The 21788-nt window shown below is 35.0% G+C and carries 4 protein-coding genes; all 4 read left to right on the top strand.

Translation table 11 applies throughout. From position 1 onward, the window contains the following. Nucleotides 1–95: 95 nt before the first annotated feature. The 4 genes from AAFN75_RS05450 (at nucleotide 96) to AAFN75_RS05435 (ending at nucleotide 21685) form a co-directional block, all read left to right on the top strand. Nucleotides 96–5534, top strand: a complete 5439-nt coding sequence (locus tag AAFN75_RS05450) for a LamG-like jellyroll fold domain-containing protein (RefSeq protein WP_411808596.1) — start codon at nucleotides 96–98, stop codon at nucleotides 5532–5534. Between the two features lie 438 nt (nucleotides 5535–5972). Next, nucleotides 5973–11837, top strand: a complete 5865-nt coding sequence (locus AAFN75_RS05445; RefSeq protein WP_411808595.1) for a LamG-like jellyroll fold domain-containing protein — start codon at nucleotides 5973–5975, stop codon at nucleotides 11835–11837. Nucleotides 11838–11994: 157 nt separating this feature from the next. Then, nucleotides 11995–16737 (top strand): LamG-like jellyroll fold domain-containing protein, encoded by a 4743-nt coding sequence (locus tag AAFN75_RS05440; RefSeq protein WP_411808594.1) that lies wholly within the window; start codon nucleotides 11995–11997, stop codon nucleotides 16735–16737. Nucleotides 16738–16798: 61 nt separating this feature from the next. Further along, nucleotides 16799–21685, top strand: coding sequence for a LamG-like jellyroll fold domain-containing protein (locus AAFN75_RS05435; protein WP_411808593.1), 4887 nt, complete (start codon nucleotides 16799–16801; stop codon nucleotides 21683–21685). The last annotated feature ends 103 nt before the right edge of the window (nucleotides 21686–21788 follow it).

The raw sequence follows: 21788 nt of genomic DNA, 5'->3' as shown, positions 1-21788 counted from the left end.
TGTAATGTTGCACTTTCAAAGTTGTTTTATCGGTTTTGCACTAAAGTATGATATTGAGTTTAAAATTTTAAATAGCTAACCCCAAACCTATTAAAATGAAAAAAAAATTACTTTTTTTTGTCTTAGTTTTATGCCTTATTTTTAATAATGCAATCTCTCAAACTAATGCACCTAGTATTCAGGCTGGCGTCGATTTTAGATGGGCAGATACTCAAATAAGTCCTACGGATCCCGCAACTATAGAAAGTATTGTTATTAATAATTTGGTTTATGATACGTATAACGTACCTACAAGTTATGAGTTAACTCAATTAGGATCTTCTGGTCATAGTTATAATAAAATACAAAAAAACGCAACGGTTGTTGAAACCACTAGTGCTAGCGCTACATGGAATGCTTCAGCCTTAGCGGCATATCAAGATTTTAATTTAAATCACTTTTTTTGGGCTACAGGAAATGGCGCAAATGTTTGTGATAATTTTACAGCCGAATCGTCTACAACAACGGCTCAACGTCAAACCTTATCTTATAGTGCAGGTGTTGTATCTAGTTCTAGTAGTATTTTGGCAATTACAGAACGAAATGCTAATAATTGTTATCATATAGAGTTGTTTGGTAAGCTTACATCTAGTGGAGCAGAGCAATCGTTAGGCGAAACTTTTGTGCATGAAACATCAACGCAATGGGGTTTTGGTGGTACAGGTAGTTCGGGTAATTTGGGTACACCGGGTGCCATAACACCACCTGTTTCAGGGTCGGATTATTGGTTAAGTGACAGGGTTGTAAATACTAATTGTTCAACCGTTGGAATTGCTTTGTTTTATTTAGATGATATTGCTCCTAATGGATCAATAATAACTAAGGTTAGACTAACGGGTTCTACAAGCGATCACGGAGATGGAAAAGTTTTTATACTTACTTTGGACGATAGTGATTCTGATGGCTATAGCGATGGCGATGATTTAGATGATGACAATGATGGTATTTTAGATGCCGATGAAATGGATTGCTCGCATTTAAATGATGGAAACGGAAACGGTTCTGCAACTTATGTAGATAATATTTATTGGTTCGATTGGTCTGGTATTTTAAATAATGGAATTCAGAATGGAGATTCTAAAAACTTTACATTACCAGATGGTACAATGGCTACGGCAACATTTTCTAATGCCAATGCCGATGCTGGTTTAATGTTGGCTAGAAGTATGCAAACTTGGGCGGGCGCCGAATTATGGAAACATTATGATGCTAGCAATTCCGCGGGTAACTTGGCTATTTACAATGATTTACAGGCTGGGGTTTCGGCAAGTTTTACTGTAACCATTATAACAGATACAGGTCAAAAGTTAGATTTAGTTGTAGCCGATGCAGAAACAACCGATGTTAATAGTGCAGGTACAGCTGCCGAAAATGACGAAGAATATCAATTAACTACCAATGGTGGTAACTGGGAACTTTTAGAATATTATGGTTCTGGTACAAATTATCCATTAACTGGATTAGGTACAGGAACGGTGGCTGGAAATGGAATTAATACATCAGTTACAGCACCATTATTTAGAAGTGTAAATGCTACTGTTTTAGATATTTTTATTGAAAGTGAAACAAATGGCAAGCAAGGACTTTCTATAGGTGTGTTTTTGGAGTGTGCAGATAAAGATACCGATGGTGATGGTATTCCAGATCATTTAGACAATGATAGTGATAACGATGGATGTCCAGATGCTCTAGAGGGCGATGCTTCAAACAGCCAAATAGGATATAGTAATTTAGATGCTATTGGCAGAATAATAGGAGGTGAAGATGCAGTTGGTATACCAAATACAGCTAGTGGTGGACAAGGTTTAGGAAGTAGTATAGATATTTTGGTTCAAGCAAACGAGTGTAGTCCTTGTGATAGTAATAACCCATCTTTTAATGATATAGATGGTGATGGTGTTGGCGATGAATGCGATTTAGATGATGATAATGATGGTATTCCAGATCTTGAAGAGTGTGGTCAAGTTGAATATAGCACGTTTTCAGTAACTAACGGAAATACGGACATCTTCACTTTTTCTGCGGCTACAGGTGGCTATGTTATTGAAATCACATCATTAGATAATAGTTTTAATTTAGAAATAAATGGTACTAAATTGGTCCCAGATGAACTGCAATTCGCCTCTGTGGCTTATTCAAGTGGTGAGTCGTTAGTGCGATTTGCTTCAGATAATTCCCTTTTTGGACAGTCAGGTAACTCTAATGTTTGGTCATTAAATTATAATAACGCTAATCCATTATTTCTATCCTTAAAAATCATTATTTCTCCAATAGGAAAAATTACTATGCAAGGGAAACGTACGCTAACTTCACCGTTAGAAGATTTGATTATTGATGCTGCACACCCTCAATTTAATAGAGTTACATGGAATTCGCTAACAGATAATACTGTTGTTGTTTCTCAAAAAGTTGATGGGCCAACATTTCTTTATGCAAATAGTTATGGTTTAAACTGTAGTAATGATTTAGATAATGATAGTAAGCCAGATTTTATAGATATAGATTCGGATAACGATGGTATTCCAGATAATGTCGAAGCACAACCTACCGTTGGCTATGTTCCACCTACAGGAACCGTGGGTAGCGCAACTGGAATTGATACTGCTTATGGCACAGGGTTTACTAGTTTAGAAGATACAGATGGCGATGGTACACCAGACTATTTAGATTTAGATAGTGATAATGACAGCACACCAGATATAGAAGAAAATGGAATGGCAAATGTTGTTTCAGGAAATGATGCAGATTCAGATGGATTGGATGATGCGTTCGAAACCACAAATATTAATGATGCCTCATTGGATGTTAATGAAGATATTGAAAATCCATCAGACTTATCTATTTTGCCAGATACAGATGCCGATTTAGTAGCAGGCGGCGATTTAGATTATCGAGATATATTTAATATCAATCCTCCACGTTCTGCGACTATTGATTTTGATGGCGTTGATGATTATGTTGATAGTGATTTTAATTTTAGTGGTTTATCAAAAATGACTACCATGTTATGGATAAAACTTGATGATACTTTTACTAATTATGGGGTAATTGTTAATCAAGGAGAGTTTATTTTGGATGTTGATGGAGGTATGGAGTTAAGTACTAATGTAAATAATGGCTATTTGGACTCCAATATGTCAGATAAGTTACAAAGAAATAAATGGTACCATATAGCGGTGGTCTTTGATTCTAGTTTGCTATTTAATAATTTAAAGCTTTATTTGAATGGAGCTTTAATAAAATCGACTAGTCACTTTTCTTTAAAAGGATCAATTAGTAGTTCCTTAGATAAACTTACCATTGGTAAAAGTTCAGCTTCCGATAATAATTATTTTAAAGGATCTATTGACGAAGTAAGGGTATTTGATGTAGCACTGACCGAGAATCAGTTACAACAAATGATTTATCAGGAAATAGAACAAAACGGAAGTGATGTAATAGGAAAGGTTGTTGCTAAAAAAGTGGCAGATTTGACTTCAGGCACAAGCGTTGCGTGGAGTAAATTGCAAGCTTACTATCCAATGACTGAAATTATAAACTCAAAAACAATTGATTATTCAAGTAATAATTATGACGCGGCACTCCATAATATTACAACTGTACAAGCACAAACGGCACCAATGCCTTATCAAACCTCTGGAGATGGAGAGTTGGCAACAACAGGTAATTTGTTACATGGCGCAGTTTGGAATTTGGATGCCCTTACTAACTCTGGTTATTCTATAGTAAAAGTGAGCCATGATGTATCAATTAATGCGAGTTTAAAAACACAAGGTTTAATTATCGATAGTGGAAAAAAACTAACCGTTAATGGAGACCATGAGGTAAACAATAGTTGGTATTTTGAGTTAAATGGCACATTAGATTTGGAAGCTGACTCACAATTAATACAAACAGAAAATAGCGATTTAGTGACCTCTTCAACAGGTAAAATAATACGCCGTCAAGAAGGAAACTCAAGTCCGTATTGGTACAATTACTGGTGTTCGCCGGTAGGAGAGTTACGTGCTACAACCTTGTCTAACAATAACGGGTCTGCCAATAATGCAAACAATAGTCCTTTTAGTATAGATATGATTAAGGATGGCTCTGGTAGTAATTTTATGTTCACAAGTGGTTATACCGGAAATGGTACAATAAGTAGTTATTGGTTATATACCTATATGAGCGGGCAAACCTATTACGATTGGAAACGTGTTAGTCCATCAACGACTTTAGCTCCAGGAGTAGGTTACACGCAAAAAGGTACAGGTACAACAGCAACAGAACAAGAATATATATTTGAAGGTAAACCTAATAATGGTACTATTTTAATAGACGTCGATAAAAAAGGCGGTTTATTAGCCTCGTTATTTAGTAAAACGCAAACTTTGGTTGGTAACCCATATCCATCAGCTATAGATGTAGGTAAGTTTCTAGACGACAATTCTAGTGTAATATCGGGTTCTATATTATTGTGGCAACAATGGGATGGTACTTCACATAACTTAAGCGAGTACGATGGTGGTTATGCCACAGTAAATAAATTAGGCTCTGCAAAAGCATTTCAATTTCAGGGTATTTTAGGAGCTTTGTTGGGAGGAGGTCCAAGTGGCACAAAAAAACCAACTGAAACAATTCCAGTAGGTCAAGGTTTTATGGTTAATATTAGTGCAGATGGTCAAGTAGAATTTAATAATAGCCAGCGTGTATTTGTAAAAGAATCTGATGCTAATGGTTCGTATAATTCTGGTTCAGTATTTTTTAAAGGAACCAAAAAGGGAACTGCAACTACGGATACTGAGGAAGTAACTACAGAACCACAGTTTCAGAAAATAAGTTTACAACTAAATTCTATAACAGGTCCAGAAACGCATCGCGAATTATTACTAGGATTTAGTGATTCAACAAGTGATGGTTTCGATTATGGTTACGATGCAGAAAATGTAGTAGAAACTAATAACGATTTATTATTAAGTTTTGAAGATAGGGGTATGGTTATTCAGGCTTACAGTGCTTTAACCACCGATAAGGTTGTGCCTTTAAACTTTAAATCGTCTGGAGATAATTCATTCGAAATAAAGCTAAACGAATTAGAAAATATAGACGAGAATCAATCTATTTATTTAAAAGACAACCAAACGGGCACATATTTCGATTTAACTAAAAATGATAGCTATGAGTTTAAAGCTGGTCAAGGTGTTTTCAATAACAGATTCGAACTGGTGTTTCAAAGCAAGCAAGAAAGTTTAAGTACAGAAGAGTCCATAGCTTCAGAGAATTATATCTATTTTCAAAATACAACAAACACGTTATTTGCTAAAAAGCTAAATAGTAAAGTTAGCAAGCTATCGCTAATAAATATGCGTGGACAAGTGGTGTTAGAAATGGCAGATGTTTCCATGCAACAATTACAAAATGGTATAACATTCAATTCGGTCTCAACAGGAGCTTATATTGTATATATGAGAACAGAGGCAAATGAATTACTTACTAAAAAGGTAATACTTAAATAAAATAGGTTTAATAAATTAAGTGAAACAAAGAGTTAAGTTGTTATTATGCTTAATTAATAATTGATCAAGGGAAAAAACACACATTATTGTTAATTTAAAAGATTAAATATTGAAAAAATAAAATTACAGTTCTTACATTTAAACCTTACATAAAATGCATTTCATCGATTTTAACAGTCTTTTTAACTTATATTTTCTTTGTGATGTAAGGTAAATAGTAGTTAAATTACCATCTTTGTACCTGTTTTTGGAATTTCTCTCAAGTTTGATGGAAAATCAAACTTTAATTTAAAAACAGAGTAGAAAAGATTTTTAATCTTTTAGAATTACTATTATTTATGCTATTTGTGTAAGTTTTTGTGTGTCTAAAATATGAATGTCTGTTGCTAAAGTCTAAAGGTTATGAAAGCGTTTTTTAGTTATACTGTATGCGTTTTAATGATATTATTATCAGTGACTAGTCATGCTCAATTTAGTACCTACGGAATTGCCGCATATACCATTAATGAATCTAGTCCTCATCAGGTTTATGTTAGTCAGAACCCTAACACTACAGGACCGAATACTTGGACTTATATTGGAAATTTAAATAATGGTACCAACGATCTTCCTGGTTTTGCAAGAGATTGTGTTATAGTTGGCGATAAGCTTTATGTAGTTTATTTAGGTGCAAATTTTACAGATACTGGAATTTATATTTATGATTTAAATAATCCTACAGCAGGTGTACAACCTATGGGTTCGGGGCTTTTTGGTAACCTTGGTGATGGCTCAACAATAGAACGAGTTAATGGTATTGGACGATCCATTAATAATGAATTTTTTGCGGTAAGTAGTCCGTCAGGTAGGCCAGATTTTATTTTTTCATTTGATACTACAACTGGAAATGTTGTGCCTAATGCTTTTGGTGCTGGAATTGATCATTTAGATTTAGTAATGAATCCAGCATATTCAGGATTTACCATTGGAACAAACGAGGACATGACTTTCAATACCTGTACCGACGATTTATACATTTCGGGAGCGTTTTCTGGCACTGGAGGAGGAGATGACTGGATTGCGAGAGTGAATAAAACAAATGGTGAAGTAACACCCATAGCAAATTCAAATTTAATAAGTGATGGTTTAGCGTTTGATATTAGTGGTAATTTTTTTACTTCTGATGGAAAAAATTTTTACAATGTAAATGAAACAACTGGAGTCATTACTCTAGTAGACCAAGTTACCACAACATCGGGAATTGATTTAGAAAGTTTGGATATTGTTTTAGACGGAAGACCAATAGCAGTAGATGATACCCTTGTAGGTGTATTTTGTCCTTCAGATACTATAGTAATTGATGCCTTGGATAACGATATAGATCATGAAAATAACATCGACCCAAGCACTGTAGAAGTGTTTAATTTACCAGCAGGGGTTACAGCGGTTGTAAACAATACAACAGGAGAAATTACGTTATCCACTGTGCCTGGTTTTTCTGGCTTATTCAGTTTTAATTATACAGTAAAAGATACCGTGCTAGGAGGTTGTGATACAGCTTCAACAAGTAATATAGCAACCATAACATTAGAAATAAATACAGGAGTTGATACAGATGGTGATGGTATTTCCGATAGTTGTGATTTAGATGACGATAACGATGGTATATTAGATTGTGATGAATCTGAAGATTCTGTTAATGGCTCTTTTGTTTGGTCGCTTAATTCCCCGCCAGGGAATTTAGATATGGATTCAGTAGATGATCCTAAAATAACAGATTGGGTGCTAGCTTCAACCACAGCTTTAAATTTCGATACTGCTAAATTTAGTCCTGGGGCGAGTACTCAACTCAGATTTACATCAACAGCTTCTTCTAGTTTTGCCGAAGCAATATCTAATAATGACTATGTGGAAATGAGTTTTACTACAAGCTCAGAGATATCAAATTTATTATTAAAGGATATATATACGGGTTGGTATGAGCCAACAAAAGGCGATTCGTTTTACTCTGCAACTCAGTTTTCTGAAGGTAGTTCAGGAACTTGGGCGACTTTATCTGAAGATATTTATAATGTTGATGATGGAACTATTTATGCACGGTTTGATAACTTAGTTCTTCCGGAAATTCGATTAAAACCAAATACAGAGTATACCTTTAGGTTTTATGTTTATGGTAAAGAAGATGCTAGTTCCATAGAGGCATATTCAGCTATAGATGATTTTCGTTTTTATGTGGAAGCATGCAAAAGTCAAGACACCGATGGTGATGGAAAATTTGATCATTTAGACACAGACGCTGATGGTGATGGTTGTCCCGATGCAATAGAAGGAGATGCGTTATTTAGCGAAATTGGATATTCAGATTTAAACGGTAACAGTCAAATAACTGGAGGTGTAGATGCTAATGGTATTCCAACTACAGCCAATGGTGGTCAAGGTATTGGAACAAGTGCAAATAATACGCAACAAGCAGATGAATGTAGTACTTGTGATAGTAATAACCCAAACTACGTAGATACAGATAGTGATGGTGTTGGAGATGATTGCGATCTAGATGATGATAATGATGGTATTTTAGATTCTATGGAATGTCCAAGTATAAATTTAAATAATTTAACTACACTAATTGGAAATGGATCTAATTTACAAGTTGGCGATTTTTTACTAAATCAAAATGCAATTACTTACAATAGTATTAATTACGATGTTGTTGTTGAAATTACAGAGTTGCATAGTCCAACAGGTGTTTTAGAAGTTTATGATATTAGTGGAACAAAATACTTAAGATTTAAAGGGGTAGTTGCTAATGAAGATCCTTATGTTTTATATAAAATTTCAATTGTTTCTTCCGGATCGGCAACAGCTGTAACACCGCAAGGTTCTCCAGTTACTTTAAATAATGTTACAATAACGCTTCCAGATTTAGATTCTGGTGCAGGTCAGTTTTCAGATATGGTTGGGTATGAAGCTTCCGATGCTCCGGACCGAGTAAATCCAGGGTCTCAAGTAACTGCAATTAATTTTGCAAACGGAGGAGGGCCAGCAAGTGCATTTCAAAATTTAGGAACAGATTTTAATAATGGTTCAGAATCTTCTTCAAACAGGAACTATTTAGCGTCGTTTTTTTACAACTCGTTTTCATCTAAAACCATACTTTTTGGTGTTACAGGACCGCATACAGCAACTCTAAATAGAATATTTTTTAACTTAATAAAAGTGGCTTGCGATTTTGATAATGATAATATATTTAACGAGCATGATATTGATAGTGATAACGATGGTATACCAGATAATGTAGAGGCACAACCAACAGTTGGTTATACGCCGCCTACAGGAACTATTGATAGCACAACAGGAATAGATACCGCCTATGGTACAGGATTTGCTAGTGTAGAAGATACCGATGGCGATGGTACTTCAGATTATTTGGATTTAGATACCGATGGCGATGGAACTCCAGATATTGAAGAAAACGGAGATGTAAATACACTAAGTGGCAATGATAATGATAGTGATGGTTTAGATAATAATTTTGATACCGTTACAGCAGTTTGGGATGTAAATGATGAAGTTTCTATTGGTGATATAGGCGATTTAACCACTTCATTTTTAGATACGGATGGCGATATTCCTTTAGGAGGCGACTTAGATTATAGAGATGTTATTGACGTTTACATTGAAAATGCCACTTTAGATTTTGATGGCGTAGACGATTATTTATCAGGAGATTCTATGCTCAATGGATTAAACGAAGTTACCTTAATGGCCTGGGTAAAAGTAGATCCATCAAACGCAGGAGTTTCAAATATTACTATTGCTGGAGAAGATATTTCGTGTAGAATATATGTTCAAAACGGTAACAAGTTTATGTTTGCTACTAGAACCACAGCAGGATTTACAAGCGCAACCAATGGGGTGAATGTAAATTATAATGAGTGGCACCATATTACTGGTGTATTTAGCGGTGTAACAGGTAGGCAAACCATTTATATAGACGGAAAAAAGTCAACTTCAAGTGTAAATACAAGTCAAATTGGGCAAACCATTTTATGTACTTCAAGTTGGACAGGGAAGTTCGAAATAGGGCGTTTGTCTAGAAATGTATCAAACCAGCAATATTTTAATGGTGAGATTGATGAGGTTAGAGTTTTTGATAAAGCATTAACCGAAACGCAAATTCAACGTATGGTTTATCAGGAAATTGAAGACAATTCTGGATTTGTAAAAGGAACCGTTATTAATAAAGATATAGAAGATGAGTTTACAGCATCCAAAGTAAATTGGAGCAATCTTTTAGCGTATTACCCAATGACGAATATTTTAAATTCTAAAACTTCCGATTATTCTGGTAATAATAGAGATGTTGTATTGCATAATATAACAACAGTACAAGAACAAACAGGGCCAATGCCTTACCAGACTATTGGTAATGGTAGTTGGACAAGCGAGAGCACCTGGTTACATGGTAATGTTTGGGATATAGAAGATACGGCAACCAATAAAGATTGGAGTATTGTACATATAAAACATAATGTAGATGCTAATCATTCCATAAAGAATTTAGGTTTATTTATAGATGCCAATAAAACGCTTGAAGTAGCAGGTACTAATGAAGTAAATAATTCTTGGTATTTAGAGTTAAATGGTACTCTAGATTTATTGGGAGATTCTCAATTGGTACAGGGTATTAATAGCGATTTAGTAACCTCGGCACAAGGTCATATTTTACGCCGTCAAGAAGGTACATCTAGTCCATTTAGATATAACTATTGGTCGTCACCAGTTGGTGCGCCATCAGCAACAAATCTAGCCACCGCTTTAACCGATAATACAGCAGGAATAAACAATCCTAATAATACGCCGTTTACGTTAAATACTATAAAGGACGGTAGTGGTAATACCTTAACTTTTACAGGTGCCTATAACGAAATTGGAAAAATAAGTACCTATTGGCTATATACGTATCAAAATGGGTTAAGCTACTGGAACTGGGCTTTTCACTCACCCAGCACACCGCTAGGTCCTGGGGTTGGTTATACTCAAAAAGGAATAGGAAAAGCAGGTGCCGAGCAACAATACATTTTTGATGGAAAACCAAATAATGGTACTATTTTAATTGATGTAGATGATGTAGGAGGATCAGGATCGGTAGCAGATGTATCAAAAACTGGATACCTTCTAGGAAACCCTTATCCATCAGCAATCGACATTCATAAGTTTATAGATGATAATGCAGGAGTTATTGGAGATGAGAACCATCCTAACGGAGGTTATTTGCAAATATGGCAACAATGGTCTGGTTCTTCACATATTCTAAATGATTATATAGGCGGATATGCTAAAGTAAATAAAACAGGCTCCATTCGAGCGTCACAATTTATTGGTTTTTCTGGTGATAATACAGGTAATGAAGAAGGTACGGTATTGCCAACAAAATACTTACCTGTGGGGCAAGGTTTTGTAGTAGAGATTTTGGCTAATAATGCAAAAATAAACTTTAATAATAGCCAACGTGTTTATGTTAAAGAATCAGATGCTAATGGAACTGGAAGCACGGGATCTGTATTTTTAAAGCCCTCAACGGGGAAATCCTCAAAATCGGCTATTTCCGAAGAAATAGAGGCGGAAGATGTAATGCAAAAAATTCGATTAGAATTTAGTTCGGTTAAAGGTCCTGACACAAGGCAGGAACTCTTAATAGGGTTTAGCAATTATACTACTGATGGTTTTGATTATGGTTATGATGCAAAAAGTACAGAGGAAAGTCATGACTATTTAAATTTAGATTTAGAAGGTCAGAACATGCAAATACAAGCCTATGGTGAAATAATCAAGGAAAAAGTTGTGCCATTCAATTTTAGATCATCGGGAGAGCATACCTTCGAAATAATGCTAACAGGGTTAGAGAATATATCAGAAGATCAAGAAATATATATTCGTGATAATGAAACTGGTGTTTACTTCGATTTAACAAATGAACATCCCTATAGTTTTACATCCAAACAAGGTATATTTAATGCAAGATTCGAATTAGTGTTTCAAAGCAAACAAGAAAGTTTAAGCACGGAAGAAACCATAGCTTCAGAGAATTATATCTATTTTCAAAATACAACAAATACCCTATTTGTTAAAAAGCTAAATAGTAATGTTAGTAAGCTTTCGCTTATAAATATGCGCGGACAAGTAGTGTTAGAAATGTCAGATGTTTCAATTGAGCAATTGCAAAATGGTATAACATTCAATGCTATTTCTACAGGAGCGTATGTAGTATATATGAGGACTGAAACAAACGAAGTACTTAATAAAAAAATAATTGTAAAATAAATAATTATGAGAGTATGAAAAATGCTAGATAAAAACTGCTTAATCGCTGAAAAGTAACTTATTATCGTTTGTTTTAAGCTTATGCAACTTGTTTTTGTTATTTTTGCGGTTCCCTCAAATAAAATTTTAATAGTCCCTATCTATTAAGGATTAACCTATGAAGAAGTTTTCATTTATAACTGCATTATTTGCAATTGTATTTTTAAGTACAAATACTATTCATGCTCAAGATGCAGATTTGGATAGTATAACAGATTCTGTTGATTTAGACGACGATAACGATGGTATTCCAGATGAAGATGAATGCGGATTGCCATTGCTAGCAAACAGTCTTTCTGGAGAAGGAACTAATAGTATTTCTGGTACATTCGAATCGGGAGTTATGTCTTCAGATTTTTCATTATCGTCACCATCTTTAGTCGAAATACCTTCAGGAAATCCCGTGCCCGTGGAATTTACTTCTTTCACTACAAATGTTACAGATGGTGTTTTAATAACTTGGGATGAAGGTTATGTAAATCCAGGTAATGTTTTTGATATAGCATTTGTTTTACAAGAAGCTCAAAATGGAAAGTTAAGTTCATTAAGGGTTGGTAATAATGCGCGTTCTTCAACATATGGTGCTCAAAATGCGGATAAAGAAATTACTATTACTTGGCCAGGTGGATCTACTGCAGTGCTTAACGATCCGTTAAATGAAATTTTAAATTATCCACATGGATCGGTAATAACTTCGGGTGCCGTTTTAGATTGCAGTTCTGGGGGTGTTCTTATTAGAGATTCGGAGTGGTATATTGTTATAGGTATAGAAGGTGTTACATATCCGTTTAATGTAGATTATAACACGGTATCAAGTGTGTCTACCAGATTTGAAGGTGTAGCCTTTATGCCAATTGGTTGTTTAGATAGTGATGGAGATGGTATTATTAATGCGTTAGATACCGATTCTGATAACGATGGCTGTCCTGATGCTTTAGAGGGCGACGCTTTAAACAGCGACATAGGATATTCAAATTTAGATGGTAATAATCAAATCACAGGAGGTGTAGATGGTAATGGTATACCTAATACCGCTAATGGTGGTCAAGGTGTTGGAACAAGCGCTGATGATGCGCAACAAGCCGACGAGTGTAGTACTTGTGATACTAACAATCCAAATTACATCGATACCGATATAGACGGTGTTGGTGACGATTGCGATTTAGATGATGATAATGATGGTATTTTAGATACCGTTGAACATCCTAAAACACTACTTTGGGTTAAAAGGGGTGCAATTACTACAGACCAACAAAACACTATAGATAAATTAATAAACTTAGGTTTTATAGTTACTGTCGCTAACGATACTGATTCTGAAGATGTCGATAACTATTCGGTAACATATGTTCATCCTACAGTAAATAGCGGTACTACATTTACAAATATTGCTAATTTAGAAACTTCAAAAAAAGGTATTGTTACCAGTGAAAATGCGTTGTTTGATGAAATTTTTGGTACTACAGGAGCAGAATCGCAACCTGTTTCTAGCGTTATTAATATTACAAATAATACACATCCCATAACCCAAGGTTTACCTTTAGGCGATTTAGATATTGGAGATGGTAGTTACATAGTCGCTAATATTTTGTCAGGTACGCATTTAGGAGAGCATCCTAACGGTACGGTAAGTATGATTGCATGGGAAATTGGGGAGCCAATGGAAAATGCTGTAGCAGCACCGGGTAGAAGGGTGGCTGTTCCACATACAAGCTATAATGGCGGTTTAAATGCAGCAGGCGAAGATTTATTGGTAAGAGCTATATTATGGGCTTGGGCTAAAGATTCAGATGGTGATGGTTTTTACGATCATTTAGATATAGATTCAGATAACGATGGTATTCCAGATAATGTTGAGGCACAACCAACAGTTGGCTATATTCTGCCATCGGGAACAGTGGATAGTACAACAGGAATAGATACGGCTTATGGCGCAGGATTAGCAAGTTTAGAAGATACCGATGGCGATAGCACACCAGATTATTTAGATTTAGATAGCGATAGTGATGGCATTCTGGATATAAATGAAAACGGCATGTCAGGACCTGTAATGACATTTGTAGATGATGATAGTGATGGTTTAGATAATGTATTTGAAACAACCGGAACTAATGATGCAACGTGGGATGCCAATGAAGATATTGAAGATCCCACAGATTTATCGATTTTACCGGATACCGACAGCGATTTAGCTTTAGGTGGCGACTTAGATTATCGTGATTTAATAGATGTTTATTATGCCAATGCTACTATAGATTTTGATGGTGTAGACGATTACGTGTCTATTCCAGGTATACAAATGAGTGGATGGGCCGAAGGTACCTTAATGGCATGGGTTAAATTAGATCCTAATCATTCGCAAAGTGGTAATATTCTTGGGCAAAATATGTTTAGGATTTCGGTTACGTCAACTGGTGGTATAAGCGGATATGTAATTACTAATAATTCCGGTACATCATACAGTTTAAGCCCTAGTGGTTTAACAATCCCGAAAAATGAATGGCACCATTTAACCTTGACTTTTAGTGGTGCAGATAAATCTATAAATCTTTATTTGGATGGAGAGCCTGTGCGAACAGTAACTTATATAGATTCAGGTACGGCTTTGTCTACAAATGCAACGTTTACTAATCCAGTATTTACGGTTGGTAGGTTTGAGCGCTTTGAAAACAGTTATTTTCATGGGGCTATAGACGAAGTTAGGGTGTTTAATAAAAACATGACCGATGAGCAGATTCAACAAATGGTGTATCAAGAAATACAAGATAATGTTGGGTTTTTACAAGGAACAATAATTCCAAAAGATATTGAAGATTTAACGACGAATGTAAAAGTGCCTTGGACTAATTTAGAAGGGTATTATACAATGCGAAATATTTTAAATTCTACTGTGCAAGATGACTCAGGAAACGGTAATATAGCTCAGCTTCATAATATTACAACATTACAAGACCAAACGGCGCCAATGCCTTATGCAACTGTAAATGATGGCGCTTGGACTAGTGAAAGTACTTGGTTACATGGCGATGTATGGGATATAGAAGATGTATGGAATAATAAAGATTGGAGTATTATTAATATCCAACATAATGTTACTACAAATCGTTCGCACACCAATTTAGGCTTGTTTATTGATGCAACAAAAACATTGCAACTAAGCGGTGACAATTTTATAAATAACACTTGGTATTTTGAGCTAAATGGAACATTAGATTTATTAAGCGATTCACAATTAGTACAAGGTGTAAATAGCGATTTAGTAACCTCGGCAACAGGGCATATTTTACGCCGTCAAGAAGGTACAATCAATCCATATTGGTATAACTATTGGGGTTCACCCGTTGGAGTTCCATTAGCTACCACTTTAATGGATAATAATACAGCAAGTAATAACCCCAATAATACCTCATTTAGTCTAGACATGCTAAAGGATGGAACGGGAACAGCTATGACATTTACTTCAAGTTATACAGGTAGTAATAGTATTAGTAATTATTGGTTACACACGTTTAAAAATGGTATTACGTATTGGGATTGGAAAAAAATTAGCACATCTGCGGCAATAGCGCCAGGAGTAGGTTATTCACAAAAAGGAACAGCAGCTTCTGGCACAGAGCAACAATATATTTTTGATGGTAAGCCTAATAATGGAACCATCATTGTAAATGTGGACGACTTAGGGGGAACTGGTTCTCTTCAAAATGTAACCAAAACAGCTTATTTGTTGGCTAACCCATACCCATCAGCATTAGATATCCATAAGTTTATCGACGATAATGAAGGCGTTATAAATGGGTATGTAGAGTTGTGGCAACAATGGAGTGGTTCTACCCATGTACTTACAGATTACAATGGAGGTTATGCTCAAGTAAACAAGACTGGAACCATAAGAGCGTCTCAGTTTATTGGTCTTGAAGGAAATGATACAGGCGGATTAGAAGGTACAAAAATGCCAACCAGATACATGCCAATAGGACAAGGTTTTATGGCAGAGATTGAAAATGATGGTATTTTACCGTTTGATGGTACGGTAGAGTTTAATAATAGTCAGCGTGTGTTTATAAAAGAAGCTAATTATTCTGATACTGATCCTTATGATACAGGTTCGTTATTTACAAAATCTGAGTTTGTTAAAGAAACAGAAACAGAAGATCAAGTTGAGGAGCCTATCATGCAAAAAATTAGATTAGAGTTTAACTCTACATCGGGACCAGATACAAAGGGCGAATTACTATTAGGATTTAGTGATTTTACAACCGATGATTATGATTATGGTTACGATGCAAAAAATACAACCGCAAAAAATAACGGTTTAAATTTAGAGTTAAATGGTCAAAATATGAATATTCAAGCGTATGGACCAATAACTGCAGATAAGATTATACCATTAAATTTTAGCTCGTCGGGTAATAATGATTTTGAAATTAGAATTTCAGAAACGGAAAATATCACAGAAAATCAATCGATTTATCTACACGATATAGAAACAGGAACTTACTTTAGTTTAAATGAAGGTGTAGCATATAGTTTTTCATCAACACAAGGAGTTTTTAATAGGCGTTTTGAGGTAGTGTTCCAAAACGAACAAGAAAGTTTAAGTACTAGTGATGACAGCTTCGATGTAAATAAAATGTATTATAAAAACTCAACAAATACATTATTTGTTAGGAATTTAAATAGCGATGTTAAAACAATGTCTTTAGTGAATATGCGCGGACAAGTTATTTTGGAAATGACAAATGTGTCTAAAGATAAATTACAAAACGGTATACAATTTGATAATATTGATATAGGTACTTATGTAGTGTTTATAAAAACAGACCTTAATAGTATTTTAACTAAAAAGATTATTATAAAATAAATTAAAAAATATGCCCCTCTCAACCTACAACGTGCTTAAACGTTTATTTATTATAACATGTTTGTTATTAATAAATGTATCATCATATGCAAATAACTACAATAAAACAGCCCTTTCAGCAAGTAAAGATAATACGGCATATTTTGATGTTGGAGGAGTTTTAACTTCTGTTGAAGCTACATGTTCAAATAATGGTTCTATAACAGCAACAGGAAGTAACGGTTTTGGTATTTTAAAGTTTTATATTTTTACTATTACCAATGGTCCAACGGCAAACGGACAAACCTATCCTACTACAGATGCTTTTGATTCGTCTTCGTTTACTTTTAATGATTTGTATCCTGGTAATTACGAAATAACCATAGAGGACGCAAACAATTCTAGTAACCCACCATTTATTGGAACTATAGAAGTAGAAGACCAAACAGAAATTTTAAATTTTTCACTTTCACCAACAAATCCAACGTGTACTAGTACAAGTACTGGTGCTATTAATGTTAATGTTGCAACAGGAATAGGCCCTTATCAATATCAAATTTACAGTGGGCCTTCTGGTACAACAACAGGATTGATAGACGAAGCTAGTAAAGCATATACATTTAATAATTTACCTGCCGGAAATTATAGCGTAAGAGTTTATGATGCTTGTGGCGATTTTCAAACTAGAAGTTATTTACTAACCGATCCTACTTTATCTACTTTAAATTTAACAACTTCTGGAAGTCCAACTCGCGAGCTTATATCATGTACAGAAGCTATTTATAAAGTGGGTGGTACTGGAGGTACTGGTTTTGGAACTTATATGTTCGAGGTTGTAGGTGGTGCACCTTCTGGGTACGCTTCTACCAATACTACGGGGCAGTTTACACTTCCAATAGATCAAGCACCTTATACGTTTCAAGTTACCGACGCTTGTGGGCAAACAGCAACATATACGCATTCAAACCCTAGTTCATACATTAACTGGTCTTCATTAGAAAGGACATGTAGCGATTGGTCTCTTCAAATTAGGCCTAATTGGATGCTAGGTCCTTATGTATATACTTTAACTAGTACACCTGCGGGGTATACGGGGGCCACATCAAATTCAACAGGAACTTTTAATAATATTCCTTATGGTTCTTATAGTTATTCTGTTACCGATGCCTGTGGGTTAACTAGATCTAGTTCAACTACGAAAACACAAGAACCTATAGAGATAAATGAAGCGTTAACTATTCCTTCAGTAGATTTTTGCGAAGTAGGTACAGGTAGAGTACAGGTTAGATACAACAGCGGTAGTAATGGTGCTGTTGGTCCGGTAAGTTTTGAGTTAACAACCGTGCCTTCTGGGTTTACAGGAAATCCAGGTCCACAAAACGGGCCTACTTTTAGTGAGCTTATACCTGGTAATTATGAAGTAACAGCTCTAGATTCTTGTGGTAATTCGGATACCTATGCTTTTGAAGTAACGGATGTACTGAGTGTTGATTTTTCTACTAACCCAACTTTAAACTGTGTAAACTCAAATTCTATTGATGTAAGCGTAAATAGTAATAATAGTTATTATAGTTCGGGTACTAGATACTTTAGGCTTCGAAATGCTGATACTAATTCGATAGTGCAAACAGGTACAGCTAGTAGTAATACATATACTTTTAATAACTTAGTTGCAGGCAATTATTATGTTCAGTATTATAAAACTACAACATGTATTTTCGAATCGGAAACCGTTTCTATAGCGGCCTATCAACAGCCTACTATTACACCATTAAGTAGCTATAATTGTGGTACTGGTTTGGTTACAGTTTCTGGAGTAGTATCCGGAGGTACAGGACCTTACTCTTTTTCTCTTATTAATAATGCGAATAATTTAGTTTTAGCCACAAATACTGATGGTTACTTTACAAACCAAAGCGCGCTCCTATCTTATTCTGTAAGAATTGAAGATAGTTGTGGTAATACTACAAGTTCTCAAGTATCGGAAGTCGCTACAGGATTAGGGGTGGCATTTCAAAATGAAAGCTGTGGTGAAATAGGTAGCGAATTTCCAATCTATCTTTTAAATTATAGAGGGATGGCCTATACTTGGACATTCCCAAATGGATCAACCTATGTTGGTCATGATCCTAGAGCCGCTATTGGTGTTTTGGATATTAATGATTTTGGAACCTATAGTGTTGATGTTGCTACTGTAGATGGTTGTAGAACACAAACACTAACAACTGTTTTTGAAAGATGCCCTTTGCCACCAATAAGTATAGATTTTGATGGGGTAGACGATTATATCGAGGGTACTCCATTTATAACTAATTGGGAAAATGGTACTATAATGAGTTGGGTAAAAATTAAGCATGATAATGATGGTAATTTACCAAGATTATATAGTGTAGCAGGTCAAGAGGTTATGCATCTTTATGTTACTAACGGTCGTACTCCTGCATTTAAAGTGTTAACGCAAGACCAAGTTACAGTAAGCGATAACTATCCAAACAATAGTATTAGTGTGCAGCCTAACCCCTTATTAGGAATAAAGTTAGAAAATGATATTTGGTATCATTTAGCGGGAGTTTTTAACTCTCAAGATGAAACTGTAAAATTGTATTTAAATGGCGAGTTAGTGGGTACTAATTCTAGTCCTTTGTTAAATTCAGAACTATTAACCCAATTTTATAATGGGTCTGCACATATTTACTCAACAAGAGGTTTTACCATTGGTCGTTACCCAACTAACACTAGTGCCGCTGGTTTTGGACACTTTCGTGGTGATATAGATGAGGTTCGCGTGTTTGATGCTGCTTTAACTGATCAACAAATACAACAAATGGTGTATCAAGAAATTGAGAACAATGCAGGTATAATTAAAGGCACCATAATACCAAAAGATGTTCAAGATTTTAGTTCAAATGAAAAAGTATCTTGGAACAATTTAAGGGCTTATTTTCCAATGACGGATATAATTAGTAATATAACTACAGATTATTCTAGTTATGGGAACGATATTACAATGTATAACATAACCACAATACAAGACCAAACAGCTCCAATGCCTTACGTTACTGTAAACGATGGCGATTGGACTAATGAGAGTACTTGGTTACATGGCGATGTATGGGATATAGACGATGTGGCAACTAATAAGGATTGGAGTATTATTGAGGTAAAACATGATATTAATGCCAGTCATGAAGTAAAAACTATTGGGTTGATAATTGATAATGATAAAACATTAACTATTAACGCCGATAACCAAGTGGAAAACTCATGGTATTTAGAATTAAATGGAACATTAGATTTATTAAACGATTCTCAATTAATACAAACCGAGTATAGCGATTTAGTAACAAGTGCCGAGGGTAATGTTTTACGACGTCAAGAAGGTACAATTAATCCATATTGGTATAACTATTGGGGTTCACCAGTTGGAGCACCAATGGCTACGGCTTTAATAGATAATAATACAGCAAATAATAACCCCAACAATAGTACATTTAGTTTAGATATGCTAAAGGATGGAACTGGAACTAATATGACATTTACTTCGGGATATACAGGTACTAGAAGTATTAGTAGTTATTGGTTAAACACGTTTAAAAATGGTATAACGTATTGGAATTGGAAACAGTTTAGTACTTCTACAGCATTAGAGCCAGGAGTAGGTTATTCACAAAAAGGAACAGGAGCCTCGGGTACAGAACAACAGTATATCTTCGATGGTAAACCTAATAATGGAACTATCCTTGTAAATGTAGATGACTTAGGAGGTGTCGGATCTATTCAAAATATATCAAAAACAGCTTATTTATTGGCTAACCCGTATCCATCGGCATTAGATATTCATAAGTTTATTGATGATAATGAAGGTGTTACAAAGGGTTATATAGAGTTGTGGCAGCAATGGAGTGGCTCCACCCACATACTTAAAGATTACAATGGTGGTTATGCCCAAGTAAACAAGCTTGGTACAATTAGAGCTTCTCAGTTTGTAGGTCTTGAAGGAAACGATACAGGCGGTTCAGAGGGAGTGAAAATGCCAACCAGATACATTCCAATAGGGCAAGGTTTTATGGCGGAGATTGAAAATGATGGTATTTTACCGTTCGATGGTACGGTGGAGTTTAATAATAGTCAACGTGTGTTTGTAAAAGAAGCCGATTATTCTGCTACTAGTCCTTATGATACGGGCTCTTTGTTTTCAAAATCAGATTCTAAAAAATCGAAAACTAATTCAACAACTTCTAGCGAATCAACAATTGATGCAGATTCAGATGAAGGTGTAATGCAGAAAATTAGGTTGGAATTTGTGTGCTCTAAGGGACCATATATTAAACGCGAACTACTGTTAGGGTTTAGTGATTATACTACAGACGAGTATGATTATGGCTATGACGCAAGAAGTACAAAGGAGACTATCAATGATTTAAATCTAGATTTCAATGGTCAAAATATGACTATACAAGCATACGGGCCTATTAAAAAAGATAAGGTCATAGCTTTAAATTTTAAGTCTTCGGGTGATAATGCATTTGAGATTAAAATTTCTGAAACAGAAAATATAGATGAAGCAGAAACAATATATATACGAGATAATTTAACAGGTGCTTATTTTGATTTAAGTGCTTTTAAAGCCTATATGTTTACTTCTGAACAAGGTATATTTAATGAGCGTTTTCAAATAGTTTTCCAAAACGAATCGGAAGCCTTAAGTATCGAAGATTCTACATTTAGTGAAAATAAAATTTTCTACCAGAACTCTACTAATACTCTGTTTGTTAAAAAAATAAATAGTGCTGTTAGTAAGCTCTCTTTAGTTAATATGCGCGGGCAAGTGGTTTTTGAAATGGCGGATTTAGCTATTGATACTCTAGAAAACGGAATACAATTCAATAGTATCTCTACGGGAGCCTATGTAGTGTATATGAGAACCAACTCTAACGAAATGTTGGTTAAAAAAATAATTATTAAATAAGCTCTTGCTGTAACTTTTTAAAAAAGGCTGCTAATAGCAGCCTTTTTTATGATCTAAAGTGAATAAATTTACTTAAAATTGCATTTTACCGAATAAAACGTGC

The organism is Algibacter sp. AS12 (genome assembly GCF_046736315.1).
GTDB classification, from domain to species: Bacteria; Bacteroidota; Bacteroidia; order Flavobacteriales; family Flavobacteriaceae; genus Algibacter_B; species Algibacter_B amylolyticus.
Note: the sequence above shows the minus strand (reverse complement) of the source record. Positions and strands in the feature narration are given on the sequence as shown.